15 protein-coding genes are annotated in these 12,924 nt (G+C 37.7%); 5 read left to right on the forward strand and 10 right to left on the reverse strand.

Going from position 1 to position 12,924, the window contains the following annotated elements:
- The first annotated feature begins 45 nt into the window (after positions 1 to 45).
- Genes ULVI_RS13885 through ULVI_RS13895 form a run of 3 tightly spaced genes read left to right on the forward strand, consistent with a single transcriptional unit; the run spans position 46 to position 2,299 of the window.
- Entirely contained in the window at positions 46 to 918 is an 873-nt protein-coding gene (locus ULVI_RS13885; RefSeq protein WP_068593397.1) for a DUF4846 domain-containing protein, read from the forward strand.
- Complete coding sequence (locus ULVI_RS13890; protein ID WP_068593398.1) at positions 915 to 1,277, forward strand: Na(+)-translocating NADH-quinone reductase subunit F; 363 nt, start codon at positions 915 to 917, stop codon at positions 1,275 to 1,277. The genes ULVI_RS13885 and ULVI_RS13890 overlap by 4 nt, the downstream gene beginning before the upstream one ends.
- Positions 1,274 to 2,299, forward strand: a complete 1,026-nt coding sequence (locus ULVI_RS13895; RefSeq protein WP_068593399.1) for an FAD:protein FMN transferase — start codon at positions 1,274 to 1,276, stop codon at positions 2,297 to 2,299. Before ULVI_RS13890 ends, ULVI_RS13895 begins: the two co-directional genes overlap by 4 nt.
- On the opposite strand, the gene ULVI_RS13900 is transcribed toward ULVI_RS13895, so the two are convergent.
- The 9 genes from ULVI_RS13900 to ULVI_RS13940 form a co-directional block, all read right to left on the reverse strand.
- Positions 2,283 to 4,379: a T9SS type B sorting domain-containing protein gene (locus ULVI_RS13900; RefSeq protein ID WP_068593400.1), complete on the reverse strand. Its 2,097-nt coding sequence runs from the start codon at positions 4,377 to 4,379 to the stop codon at positions 2,283 to 2,285. The genes ULVI_RS13895 and ULVI_RS13900 overlap by 17 nt on opposite strands.
- A 24-nt stretch (positions 4,380 to 4,403) precedes the next feature.
- Positions 4,404 to 5,168 carry a class I SAM-dependent methyltransferase gene (locus ULVI_RS13905; RefSeq protein WP_068593401.1) on the reverse strand — a complete coding sequence of 255 codons (765 nt, stop codon included), beginning with the start codon at positions 5,166 to 5,168 and terminating at the stop codon, positions 4,404 to 4,406.
- A gap of 7 nt (positions 5,169 to 5,175) precedes the next feature.
- The gene (gene map, locus ULVI_RS13910; protein ID WP_068593402.1) at positions 5,176 to 5,994 is read right to left on the reverse strand and encodes a type I methionyl aminopeptidase; all 819 of its coding nucleotides are present in this window, start codon (positions 5,992 to 5,994) and stop codon (positions 5,176 to 5,178) included.
- A gap of 9 nt (positions 5,995 to 6,003) precedes the next feature.
- Positions 6,004 to 6,408, reverse strand: coding sequence for a BT0820 family HAD-type phosphatase (locus tag ULVI_RS13915; protein ID WP_068593403.1), 405 nt, complete (start codon positions 6,406 to 6,408; stop codon positions 6,004 to 6,006).
- A gap of 39 nt (positions 6,409 to 6,447) precedes the next feature.
- Positions 6,448 to 7,059 (reverse strand): thioredoxin family protein, encoded by a 612-nt coding sequence (locus ULVI_RS13920; protein ID WP_082830880.1) that lies wholly within the window; start codon positions 7,057 to 7,059, stop codon positions 6,448 to 6,450.
- A gap of 9 nt (positions 7,060 to 7,068) precedes the next feature.
- On the reverse strand, positions 7,069 to 8,583 hold the full coding sequence (gpmI, locus tag ULVI_RS13925) for a 2,3-bisphosphoglycerate-independent phosphoglycerate mutase (protein WP_068593404.1): 1,515 nt from the start codon (positions 8,581 to 8,583) through the stop codon (positions 7,069 to 7,071).
- A gap of 65 nt (positions 8,584 to 8,648) precedes the next feature.
- Complete coding sequence (locus tag ULVI_RS13930) at positions 8,649 to 9,413, reverse strand: M48 family metalloprotease (protein WP_068593405.1); 765 nt, start codon at positions 9,411 to 9,413, stop codon at positions 8,649 to 8,651.
- 167 nt (positions 9,414 to 9,580) lie between these two features.
- Complete coding sequence (locus tag ULVI_RS13935) at positions 9,581 to 10,324, reverse strand: M15 family metallopeptidase (RefSeq protein ID WP_068593406.1); 744 nt, start codon at positions 10,322 to 10,324, stop codon at positions 9,581 to 9,583.
- Positions 10,311 to 10,886 carry a hypothetical protein gene (locus ULVI_RS13940; protein WP_197463520.1) on the reverse strand — a complete coding sequence of 192 codons (576 nt, stop codon included), beginning with the start codon at positions 10,884 to 10,886 and terminating at the stop codon, positions 10,311 to 10,313. Before ULVI_RS13940 ends, ULVI_RS13935 begins: the two co-directional genes overlap by 14 nt.
- Positions 10,887 to 10,890: 4 nt before the next feature.
- On the opposite strand from ULVI_RS13940, the gene ULVI_RS13945 reads away from it, so the two are divergent.
- The gene (locus ULVI_RS13945; protein ID WP_317039845.1) at positions 10,891 to 11,325 is read left to right on the forward strand and encodes a GNAT family N-acetyltransferase; all 435 of its coding nucleotides are present in this window, start codon (positions 10,891 to 10,893) and stop codon (positions 11,323 to 11,325) included.
- A gap of 1 nt (position 11,326) precedes the next feature.
- Here ULVI_RS13945 and pepE read toward each other — a convergent pair whose 3' ends face one another.
- Positions 11,327 to 12,034 carry a dipeptidase PepE gene (gene pepE / locus ULVI_RS13950; RefSeq protein ID WP_068593409.1) on the reverse strand — a complete coding sequence of 236 codons (708 nt, stop codon included), beginning with the start codon at positions 12,032 to 12,034 and terminating at the stop codon, positions 11,327 to 11,329.
- An 84-nt stretch (positions 12,035 to 12,118) separates the two neighbouring features.
- On the opposite strand from pepE, the gene ULVI_RS13955 reads away from it, so the two are divergent.
- Entirely contained in the window at positions 12,119 to 12,922 is an 804-nt protein-coding gene (locus tag ULVI_RS13955) for a carboxypeptidase-like regulatory domain-containing protein (RefSeq protein ID WP_068593410.1), read from the forward strand.
- Positions 12,923 to 12,924 lie beyond the last annotated feature (2 nt).

Genomic DNA, 12,924 nt, shown 5'->3' on the forward strand with positions numbered 1-12,924 from the left:
TTTATACCCGATAAAATATAACAGTATATTTTCAGTTTATACGCTATGAAGAAACTGTTACTTCTTTTTGGGATCCTCGCGTTGATTCTTTTTATTTCTTTTTCAGAGAAAGGACAGGTCATTAAACAGGTAGCTACTACCTATGTTAGTACGCCCGATTATATCAACGAAGAAGGAAATACTATTCGAAAACGGATTGATGTTCCCGAGGGATTTGTAAGGTCTAAGTATTCTCCGGGATCCTTTCAGCATTATCTTCAAAATTATGCATTAAAACCATTTGGCGCTAAGGTAATTAATTACGATGGTAACGAATATTGGTATCAAGCTGGTCATGTTGGGGTTCTCGAAATACCCGTACCAGATAACGGGCTACAACAATGTGCCGATGCTCTCATGCGAATACGTGCAGAATACCTTTGGAACAATAATCGGAAAGATGAAATTGGTTTCAATTTTACATCGGGACATTATTGTTCTTGGAAAAAATATTCCGAAGGATATCGACCACGAATTCATGGAAATAAAGTAGATTTTAATAAAATAGCAAATGCAAACGCTTCCGAAGAAAACCTGTATAATTATCTTAATCTAGTATATACCTATGCAGGAACTTTATCTTTATACCACGAACTTCCAAAAATCACTTCCATTAACGAGCTTGAGGTGGGCGATATGCTAGTGTACCCAGGCAGCCCTGGACATATTGTTATGATCGTTGATCTCGCCATACATGAAAATGGAGAAAAATTGTTTATTTTAGCACAAGGAAATACCCCTGCACAAAGTGTGCATGTAATTAAAAATCCGAACGACACTTCGTTAAGTCCGTGGTACTCTTTAGAAACAAATACCACGCTAGTTATACCCACATACCATTTTAACGAGACAAAATTTATTCGATTTAAAGGTTTATGAGCACTTCACTTACTCCACAGGAATTACATAATCTCGCTATGAATATAGTGGGTGAAGATCTTCAAGAAAACGGATATGAATTTTTAGGGGTAAACTCTAAATTAGAAAAAGACCCTCAGTTTGTAGCCATTAAAGAAGGTAACTTAAATTTTGTTATTGTTCGCGCCGTAACATATCCGCAAGATGTTAAAGAATACGATGAAGAATTTATGCAAAAAATGAAAGATCATGCGATGAAATTTGAGGCTAAAACCTATTATGCGGGAGTCGGATTAGGACATGGAACCGATTACGGCAAGCCTGTAGTAAAAGATGAAAATTATACCATGATCTACAACGGAATGGTTGAAATTATATGAGAATACTTACCCTTTTAGTCATATCAGTATTATTTGTTTCTTGTATTTCTGAAACGCCCAAACTAAAGATCATACAAGGAAATGCTTTTGGTACTACTTATGCCATACAGTATGAAGCCATTACTTCGGAAGGAATTAAAAAAGGAATCGATTCGGTAATTAATGCTGTAAATATGTCGGTAAGTACATACCTGCCAGAAAGTGATATTTCGAAAATAAATAGAGGCGATACTACCGTTGTCGTAAATCAAATTTTTATAGAAGTGTTTCGTCTTTCTGAAACCATACACAATATAACCAATGGTTACTTCGATCCTACAATTGGGGTTTTAAGGAATGCATACGGCTTTGGCGACACAAAACCACTCAAGCAACTTGACGCTTCTACTGTAGACTCTTTAATGCAATATGTGGGGTTTTCAAAGGTTGTACTCACTAGTAAAAAAACCATACAAAAAGAGAACCCGCATCTTTATCTTGATTTTAATGCGATTGCAAAAGGATATGGAATCGATTGTATTGGTACTTATTTAACACATCAAGGTATCGATAATTTTTTAATAGAACTTGGGGGAGAGTTACTTGCCAAAGGGCAGCATCCAGAAAAAAATAAACCTTGGGTCGCAGGGATTGAAGCGGTAACATCACAATTAGAAGACCGTAGGACCCGCGCTGCTGTACAACTTTCGGACAGGGCAATGGCGGCTTCTGGGAATTATCGGAAATTTAGGATTGATTCTGTTAGTGGTAAAAAATATGTTCACACATTAAATCCACTTACAGGATCTGCTGAAAAGAGCGACGTGACTAGCGCCACTGTTATTGCAAAAACTTGTGCAGAAGCAGATGCATACGCCACTTCTTTTATGGCACTTGGTCTAGAGCGCTCTAAAAATGTTTTAAAAAGTATCTCTGGAATAGAAGCCTATTTAACGTATAACGATAGCCTACAAAACGAACAGGTGTTTATCACCAAAGGGTTTAACGAATTAGTACTTTCTAACACTACCGCTTTAGAGTAAAGTGACCACGATATTCGGGGCGATTGGGAATATTAATTGTAAACCAATAATCATTCGACGGTAATGGAATTCCTTTAGAGTTGGTGCCATCCCATCCATTAGAGGAAGTAACAACCTCGTGAAGTAATTTTCCGAAGCGATTAAATATATACATTTTCGTTCCCGGGAATTGATCGATGCCTATAACCTTCCAAGTATCGTGGTAGCCATCTTCATTTGGAGTAAAATACTTTGGGTAATCGAGAATTAAAAACTCTTGAGAAACTACTCCGCAACCATTTTTGTCACGAACAAAAACAGTATAATAGCCATTCTGTAGTCCCATAAAGACATTACTATCTTGATATTGAAAATCACTTTCGAGTGAGAATTCATAATCTCCTTCACCCGTAACATTTATAGTTGCACTGTTTCCAAGGCCACTAAAATCAACTACATCTATCGATGTGATGGTGGCGATATTAGAAGGAAATACCACTACAGAAACTTCCGAAGTACAATTAAATTCATTGGTGACCGTAACAGTGTATGTACCAGGAGCAGTTACAAAGATGGTGTTTAACGAGCTACCTTCATCTCCCGTGCTCCAAACATAATATTGAAAATTTGCTTGTACACTTATAGGGATCGGCGTTGCTAAATTGATACAATAAATATAGGATTCAGCATCAAATATTGGTATTGGTTTAGGATTTACTTGAATTTCAAATTGTGTGTAGTCAAAACAACCAGTCGCATTTTCAATCATGGAAACATAGATCGTCTGTGGATTTTCTGTATTCTGAAAAGTTCCGTTAATGGCATTTATTTCATTGAGGCGATCGCTTTCCGAAGCATAATATACTATCGTAAAATCGGATGCAGGTAACCCGTTTAGTACTTCTATATCTTTTTCAAAAATATTGACAGAAACTATTTCGTCAAAATCGTCATCGCATACTATAATGGGAGAAGGTTGTGTCGCTACTTGAATTCTGTTAATTGCTGCTTCAAAAGAAGTTATGCTAAAACACAAATTATCTGAAGCATCTGTTACTCGTACAAAGATTGTTCGTGGTATTTCGGTTAAGTTTACTGTGGCCCCAATGGGGTTCATGTTATTTACGGCATCGGCATTAGAATTGTGATAACTAAAAACATAACCCGTAGGATCGTTAATTACTTGCGGGATAATGGTGTCGAGTATATAGTTTTCTGAAGTAGTATAAGAACAAATTCGTACAGGATCTGGCTGAAGTAACGAAGGGTTTCCTATCATAATATCAAAAGCGACACTATCGCTACAGCCATTTTCCCTTTGAATACGAGCATAGATTGTTTGAGGATTGGAAATATTGGTATAGGGACTTGCTAAGGGATTAATTCCAATAACTGCATCATTTAAGGATGTATGATAGGTCACGTTGAAAGTTCCGGGTTGTTCACCGATAATAGAATTGGTTTGTGATTCTAAATTAAATTCTGTAAACCCATCGTCGGTACCATCTGTATCGCAACTTAAAAGGTCATTTACAGGATTTGCCTCAACATTGGGTGGAAGTTCTGCCATTCCCGTATAGAATAAACTAAATGGACCTGAACCAACTGCTCTGTCCACCAACAAATAATACACCTCACCTACTTGAGCATCTATAAATTGCAGATAGCCATTTCCATCTTCTCCAGGGCCTTCTTGCGTATCGGTTTCTTCCATGTTTAATCCTGTAGCAACTTGAACACCTGCGTTTTGCGGATTGGTGCTAGAACATCGAATCGCAGTACCTAAGGAAGTACAGGTAACATCTGGTCCGAAAATCGCAAAGTCGTAATCATCTACACCGTTATCGGGTATGAGGTCGAATGTCAGGGGGCCATCCCCAATAATGTCGAACCGGAACCAAATAGTATTTTGCCCAAAATCGTAACATTCTGGTAGGTTGTTGTTGGGTAGTGAGAACTCATCGAAACCAGCTCCAGTAGGATCTACGCCGAGATTTGAAGTTCCGCAAATTGGAATTGCATTAATACAATCATTGGGATTGTTCTGTGCGTTTATAGTGGTAAGAATACTAAAAAATAGTAGTAATAAGTATAACTTCATGCTCCTTTTTTAATGAAATTCAAACTATTTGGTAGCTACAGGGATCAATTCACCGGCAGCCAATCGATAGGTGTCGATCTCTTTTTTAGTTAGGGAGTTAATATAGTCAACTTTTTTTACTTTAAAACCAACGCTTCGAAGGCGCTCATAGTAATCTAATCCATAGATCCGCACGTGATCGTATTGTCCGAAAATGCGGGCGCGTTCTTTTGGATCTGTGATGGTATCGTCCTCGTAAGTTTCTGTTCTATCTTCTTCATACGGAACTTGAAGAATAGCTGTGCCACCTGGTTTAAGGACGCGGTATAATTCAGACATTGCTTTTCGGTCATCGGGGATGTGTTCCAAGACATGGTTACAAATAATAAGATCGTAACTATCGTCTTGAAATGGTAAGTTACAGATGTCTGCTTTTACGTCGGCAATAGGTGAATTAAGGTCGGTTGTGGTGTATTCTATGTTTTTTAGTTTCTTAAAACGCTTATAAAATGCTTGTTCGGGAGCAAAATGCAATAATTTTATTTTTTCTGAAAAAAAAGGAGTTTCATTTTGAAGATACAACCATAATAATCGGTGACGTTCTAACGACAAGGTACTTGGAGAAAGCACATTTTCTCGAACGTTTTCATACCCATATGGAAGGAATTTTCTGAAGGAGTTTCCGTCGATCGGATCGGTATACTTTTCACCCCGTAGGAAAAATGCAACTAGTGGTCTAACCAAAAAGCTCAGTTTTATTAGTAATGTGCGTGGGATTAAATTCAGAAAAAACTTAAAGAGCTTTTGCATTTAAGAGTTATTTAATAAGTGCTTTTTGTCGAAATTCATCTTCTTCATTACTTTCAATTCCTAGCGCATCGTAAATGTATGCGAATGTTGAAAGTAGTTCTGGTTTTCCATCTACTAAAGCAACATCATGCTCAAAGTGTGCACTGGGTTTCTGATCTTGAGTTACAATGGTCCAACCATCAGACAGTTGTTGAATGCGTCGGGTTCCTAAATTAATCATAGGTTCTATTGCGATCGTCATTCCTTCAATAAACTTTTTTCCTCTGCCACGTCTTCCGTAGTTAGGCATTTCTGGGTCTTCATGCATTTTTCTTCCTAGCCCATGACCTACTAATTCACGAACAACTCCGTAGCCATGTTTTTCGCAATAATCTTGTATCGCAAATCCAACGTCACCCACTCGATTTCCAGCTTTAAATTCACGAATTCCTATATAGAGTGATTCTTTTGTGACTTGTAGAAGTTTTTTTGTTTCGGGAGCCACTTCACCAATTTCAAAGGTATACGCATGATCGCCGTAAAACCCATGCTTAATAGCACCACAGTCGATCGCTACAATATCACCATCTTTTAGTGGAGTATCGGTTGGTAAACCGTGTACTACAGCTTCATTAACACTTGTAAGCAGGGTAGAAGGGCAGTCGTATAATCCTAGAAATCCAGGAACAGCATCTTGTGCGCGAATAAAGTCTTCAGCAAGGGTGTTAAGTTGGTTCGTGGTAACACCGGGTTTAAGCTCTTTTGCGAGCATTCCAAGTGTTTTAGAAACTACAAGGGCTGCTTCGCGCATTAATTCAATTTCTTCGGAAGTTTTAGGTATAATCATGATGTCTGTTTAAAAAGGAAACCATTTTTTTTTGGATTTTTTTTTGGTACTAGCAACAGGTTCTTCGCCAATTAATTCTTGATATATCTTTCCCCATGACACAAGGCCTCCAATATTTCGATCATCAATAAAAAGATCTGCATTTATTTTTCTACTATAATTTGGGTCAAATTCTTCTTCAGGAAAACTTTTATTTACTGCATAAAACTCTATACCGTTTTCTTTACAAAATAGTATCGCTCGGTCTAAATATTCTCCTTTGCGATAGGTCCAAAGAATTAATCGATGTCCGTTACTTTGAAGCTTCTTAAGCGTGTCGAAAGCGAAAAGTATCGGTTTCCCGATTTTGGGGTATTCGTCTTCGACAATGGTTCCGTCAAAATCAACCGCTATAGTAAGGCTTTTAAAAATCATAGCTATCGTTAAGCGGCAAAATTACGAAGAATTATGCAGTTATTCAGCGTAGGCATGCTTGTATTCCTTACCGCTTACGATGGCAAGAATATCGTTTTCGAGTGAGTCTTGCGCATATTCAACAAAGCGCCCCAATTCTTCACCATCCCGGTAAAATATAAGCGTAGGTACAAATTCTATGTTTAAATCTTTTTCAAAGCCTTGAGGGGTGTCTTTTTCATGAGTCATTGTTACTAGTTCAAGGTTGTCGTAATTAAAATTTGCGGCATCCATAATAGCATAAAAGTGTGGAATTTCTCGCTGACTATCTTCACACCAAGTGCCCATAAAAGCTTTTATGGTGACATTTTTTAATAAAGGTTTTAATTCGTTGATAGTAGCTTCGTTTGGCTCATACGTTTTATATCCTTCGTCGAACCAAGCTTTAAACGGTTCTTTTTCGAGTCCTTTTCGATTCGCTTTTCCTACCATCATTACCGTTTCGTTATTTTCTGTGTCGGGAAGTCTCGAGTTAATGCCATTAGTGGTTACCAGTGAACTCTTTTTTTCTGAAGCAGTTTCTACTGGCTCTACTGTTTCTTTCTCAACTTTATTAGAATTATTACATGCTGATGTAATTACAATAAGCAGGATACAAAATAAATGTTTCATGTTATAAATTTAGATTAATGAATCTCTTGTCATAGCGGAAGGTTTAGAAACGCCAATTAATTTTAAAATAGTAGGAGCTATGTCTCCTAGAACTCCATCTTTAATAGATTTAATGTCTGGATCAATCACAATAAAAGGAACTGGATTAATGGTGTGGGCAGTATTTGGTGAGCCGTCGGGATTGCGCATGGTTTCACTATTTCCATGATCTGCAATTAAAAGTGTGGTATACCCATGTTCTAAGGCGGCCTCTACAATACTTTTTACACAAGAATCTACAGTTTCACACGCTTTTACTGCTGCGTTAAATACGCCTGTGTGACCCACCATATCGGGATTGGCAAAATTAAGACAAATAAATTCTGCAGTTTCACCTTTAATTTCTGGAATAATTTTGTCGCGAATTTCGTAAGCGCTCATTTCTGGTTTAAGATCGTAAGTTGCCACTTGGGGAGAAGGGCATAAAATGCGTTTTTCACCTTCAAAAGGAATTTCTCTTCCACCATTAAAGAAAAATGTTACATGTGGATATTTTTCGGTTTCAGCAATTCGAATTTGATTTTTCCCATTTTCAGAAAGCACCTCTCCCAACGTCTCATGAATGTTCTCTTTATTGTAAACAACATGAATATTCTTAAAGGAGTCATCGTAATTAGTGAGCGTCACGAAATAGAGAGGGAGTACATTCATGCCCAATTCCTCATGATTTTCTTGTGTAAGTACTTCGGTTAACTGTCGTCCTCGATCTGTTCTGAAATTAAAAAAGATCACTACATCGTCTTTTTCTATTGGTGCGATAGGTTTGTTGTTCTTAGTAACTACAAGTGGCTCTATAAATTCATCGGTAATTCCTTCTGAATAACTTTTTTGTATACTAGCTACTAAATCATTGGTGTGAGTTCCTTTTCCGAAAACCAAAAGATCGTATGCTTTTTTAACTCGTTCCCAGCGTTTGTCACGATCCATCGCAAAATACCTCCCAATTACTGAAGCTATTTTTGCTCCCGTTTTTTCCGTTTGTTCTTGAAGAGATGCGATATGGGAGGCTCCCGATTTTGGGTCTACATCCCGTCCATCTGTAAAAGCATGTACAAATACTTCGGAAAGATTTTCGTGTTGTGCAGCTGTAAGCAAACCTTTAAGATGGTCAATATGAGAATGAACACCTCCGTCTGAAACTAATCCTATAAAATGAACTTTTTTATGATGTTCTTTGGCGTATTTAAAAGCTGCTTTAAGTTCCAGTTCTTCTTGAAGCGTATTGTTCTGAACAGCAAGGTTTATTTTTGCCAGATCTTGATATACAATTCTCCCTGCACCTAAATTCATATGTCCAACTTCGCTATTTCCCATTTGTCCTTCTGGTAATCCAACATGCATTCCATGCGTAAGCAATTGAGCATTAGGGTAGGTTGCGTATAGCGAATCTATAAAAGGAGTGTGGGCTTTAGCAACAGCGGAAACTTCGGGATCTTGAGTAATTCCCCAGCCGTCGAGGATTAATAAAAGTGCTTTTTTGTTCATAAAACAAAGATACTAAAAAGTAGAAGGGGAGAGAACTTAATAGTTGCTCCAAGAACGTGTTTTTGCTATCCTCCGTACTTTACTATAGCTTCTTCAATCTTTTCGATGCGGTTGTCGGGGTCGGGGTGGGTACTTTTAAATTCTGGGGCACGATTAGGACCTGCGGCTGCTTTTAAAATTTCCATTACCTGTATCATCTCTCGTGGATTGTATCCTGCTTTTATCATAAACCGAACACCAAGATCGTCGCTTTCCAGTTCGTCACCACGACCATTACCTAGCAGTACATTTTGTCCAATTCCAGCTACTAGCCCACCAGCATCTGCACCTACAGAAGCACCTTGCGCAAGAGTTTGCCAAAAATCAGAATTTGCAATTCGTTCTGCAGAGTGTCTTCCAAGAACATGACCTACCTCATGCCCTAAAACGCCTGCAAGTTGGTCTTCATTTTCAAGTTTTGAAAGTAACGCATAGGTTATAAATATTTGTCCGCCTGGTAATGCAAAAGCATTTACCGTTTGTGGATCTGCTAATAAATGAAAATCATATTGATAAGGTGTGTCTCTTGCTACCGTATTATCTACAAGTTTGTTACCTACCATATCAACATAGGCTTGCATGCGATCGTCTGGATAGAGTCCGCCGTATTCTTGGGCCATTTGTGGAGCGCTTTGTAATCCAATAGCAATTTCTTCTTCGGTAGATAGCGATATTGCTTGGTCTTTTCCAGTATAAGGGTTTTCTTCTGTATTGGCGCATTTTTTAAAGAAAGCAAAGGCTACAATTGCTAACCCGATAAGAATTCTAATTTTCCAGCTACTTCTTCCCATGATATAAATTTAGAAAGGTTGATTTAAGCAATGAAGATACACTTTTTTTGAGCAAGAAAGAACGTGCTTATAAAAGAAACCTGAAAGCACTATAGACTAATAAATTAGGAGATTTAGAGATTTTGAACGAGAGTCTTCTAAATTATTTAAATCTTTATGTAAAAAGGTTATAAAAGCTCTGGATTAATATCTAAAATATTTTCGTTGCGGTATTTTTCTATAAAACCATCTGAAAAATGATCACTACCTAAAATGCTTTCTTGTTGAAGCATTTGCTTTACATCTATAGTTCGATATGCGTTTAACATGGGTTTGGAAACAGGAGCATAACTAAAATGCCAAGGTTCATATTTAAAGCCCTTTCGGTTGGCATTGTTGGTGTATACTTCATAAAAGCCAAAAGTGTTTGCATGCTCATTTAACCAATCTTTAAGTTTGCAAAATGGACCATCACCGTGAAAAAGATCGGGCTGTAAAACGCTTTTAGGTCTAGGTTTCGCATTACCATCAATAATATCGATATCGGTACCCCAATGATGACGAGACGTCCCCGGAATTGTAGAGTATTCAATAATCTTTTCTATTGCTTTTTCGGGACTTAGACCTTGATTGGTAAACCGCTGGTATTTGCCTTCAAAGATTTCTTTTTGTCGTTGAAAGCTTCGGTATGCAGAGACTACTTCGATACTTATTCCGCTTTTACCAGCTTCTTTTTTCATTTTTAGAAATGCTGCTTTTGCTTCTTTGTGCATTTTAGAGGTATAACTGTCACCGATTATGTCGGGATTACCTTTTCCGATGAGTTGATTCCTTGAGAATTCTTGTGTTTCAGTAGCGAAAGATGCTTGAGGAAGAAGCGTAACTCCAATTCCAGTGAGGGCAGTTAGCCACATAAATTTATTCCGATTCATTCTTTTTTATATAATAGCTCCAGTTTCTGTACCCAACTGTAGAACTTTCAGAAATTATTAAGGTGTCTTCTTTTACTTTGATTTGCTGCGGAAGAAACGTATCTACCTCTTCTATTTTATAATGCTTCCAAATGCGGTATTTATTTTTTCGGGTTTTATACAAATAATCCACACTTGTGTTTATATCGATTAGCTCCAACAGTGAGTCACTTTTAGTTTCAGAAACATAAAAAAGATCTCCCGCTTTATTAAAAACAACTGCCGACTGCGCTAGTGTGATTTCATCGAAAATAGTGTCTTCTGCACCAGTACTTTGGTACGAACTTTCGGTTTTGTTATACAGGATATTCGGTGTTATGCCGATTGCTTCCGGAGTTATTTTTTTGCGAAGCTTTTTTTTATAAATGCTTTTTTTATGAATTGGGTTGGTTGTTTCAGTCGTAGTCATGCATCCATACAAACACCCGAAACAAAGCAATAGGAAACTTACGAGTAGATAATTGGTACTATGTTTAGATTTCAGTTTCATGTTATATCTTCGTAGCGATTTTAAAAATACCATAATTTTGAAAGATTCTGCCATCTCCTTCCGAATAATTCCTAAGAATAGCATTGAGGTTATTCTTCCGATGCTTGAAAAAATGAACGATTATCGCATTCCGAAGGAAACATTGCGAGAACGATTGTTAGAAATGGTACAACAGCATTACGAATGCATTGGGATTTATGATGGTGAAGCGTTAATAGGAATGTGTGGCATGTGGTTTCAGACACGTCACTATGCGGGAAAAAGTGTAGAATTAGATCATGTTCTAATAGAAGATACGTATCGTAGCAAGGGTGTGGGAAAACAATTAATGGAATTCGTCTATGCTTACGGAAAAAAGAAAGGATGTAATTGGGTCGAGCTAAATACATACGTACATAACTTTCCTTCGCACAAATTTTATTACAATCAGGGGTTTGTGGCTAAAGGGTATCACTTTGTAAAAGAATTATAAACTAAAGCGCCGAAGCCAAATCGGTTTCTGAAGCAATTTCAAAAGGCGGTTTTCCTTGTAGAAAGATACGTGCGGTGTGCGCTCCTTTTAACAGCATTTCTTCTCCACGAACTCGAATCCAGCTTCCTTCTCGTAGTCCTACCACCGGTATTGTTTGTTGGGTATGAAATTCCTTAATTCGAGTTTCGCGGGTTTCCCCCATGTGAGTGCTTGAAAGATCGGGGTCTAAATAATGTGCGTTGATATTAAAGGGGACAACACCGGTGGTTTTAAAAGACGACGGATATACAATGGGCATATCGTTGGTGTTTTGCATGGTAATACCACAAATATTACTGCCAGCGCTAGTGCCAAGATAGGGAGTTCCGTTTAAAAGAACCTCCCGAAGTGGTTGCATGGCATTTCGTTTTAATAATTCTGAAACTAAAACAAAGGTGTTGCCGCCTCCAGTAAAAATACCTTGAGCTTGTTGTATTGCTGCTACAGGATCTTTATAGGTGTGAAGTCCGGTGATGTTTTTACCTATTTTTTTAAAAGCTTCAGTAGCGCGTTGGGTGTAAGCGTCGTGCGAAATTCCTCCCGGTCTTGCAAAGGGAATAAAAAGAATGTCATCTGTTTCAGAAAAAAGTGCTTCAAGTGTTTCAGTAAGATATTCTAAATAGCCACTTCCGTGAATTGTAGAGGTGCTTGCAACAAGTAGATTTTTCATTCGTCATTTATATTATTAATCAAAAATAACGATCCGAAAGGATTCTTAACATATAATCAACTGAAAAGTGCGTATCTTTCTGTAATGATATACAGACTATTATTTATCGCATTACTGCTAACTTCTTTTACAGCTTCATCGCAAATAAAAGAACGCGTGGTCGTGCAAGGAAGCGTCACTGCACCGCCTGGTGAAGATGTCGAAGGCGTACACATTTACAATACAGCCACAGAAAAAGGAACGGTGACCAATCTTGACGGAGCGTTTACATTAGCAATGGCAGAGAACGATCGCCTTCGTGTTACAGCTTTACAATTTCAAAGCTTTATCGTTATTGTAGATAAGGGAATTGTCGACGGGAAACGTATGCGTATTTCACTTAATCCAACGATTAATCAATTAGAAGAAGTAGTGGTAAGTCCGTACGATCTTTCTGGAAACATTAAAGCAGATATTGGGCGGGTAAAGGTCATGCCCACACCTATTCTAGATTTGTCGTACGAAGCACTCACGTTCGAATATGATTTTAAAAACGATGCTTCCACATCAATTCAAGGTAATAAAGCGGAAGAAGCTTATCACAACGGTCCGGTTTTTAGAGGAGGAAACTTTTTAGGACTTATCGGGTTGTTATTTAATAAAGATAAAGGAAGCGATGCAGAACCGATCACGACAGAGCGTGTAGGCGAATTATTAAAAAGAATATTTCCTTCTGAATTTATTTCTGAAAACTTTGGAATTCCAGATGAAAAAGCTGTTGATTTTTTATATTTTCTAGAAGAGAAAGGAATTGAATCCCGATTACTGAAGGATGAGAACAGATTATTATTGGTCGATTATTTGAAAAAGCAAAGCGAAGTGTACAAAGAACAACTGAAACAGCAGTAAGC

Origin of the sequence: Cochleicola gelatinilyticus (genome assembly GCF_001637325.1) — a bacterium.
GTDB classification, from domain to species: domain Bacteria; phylum Bacteroidota; class Bacteroidia; order Flavobacteriales; family Flavobacteriaceae; genus Cochleicola; species Cochleicola gelatinilyticus.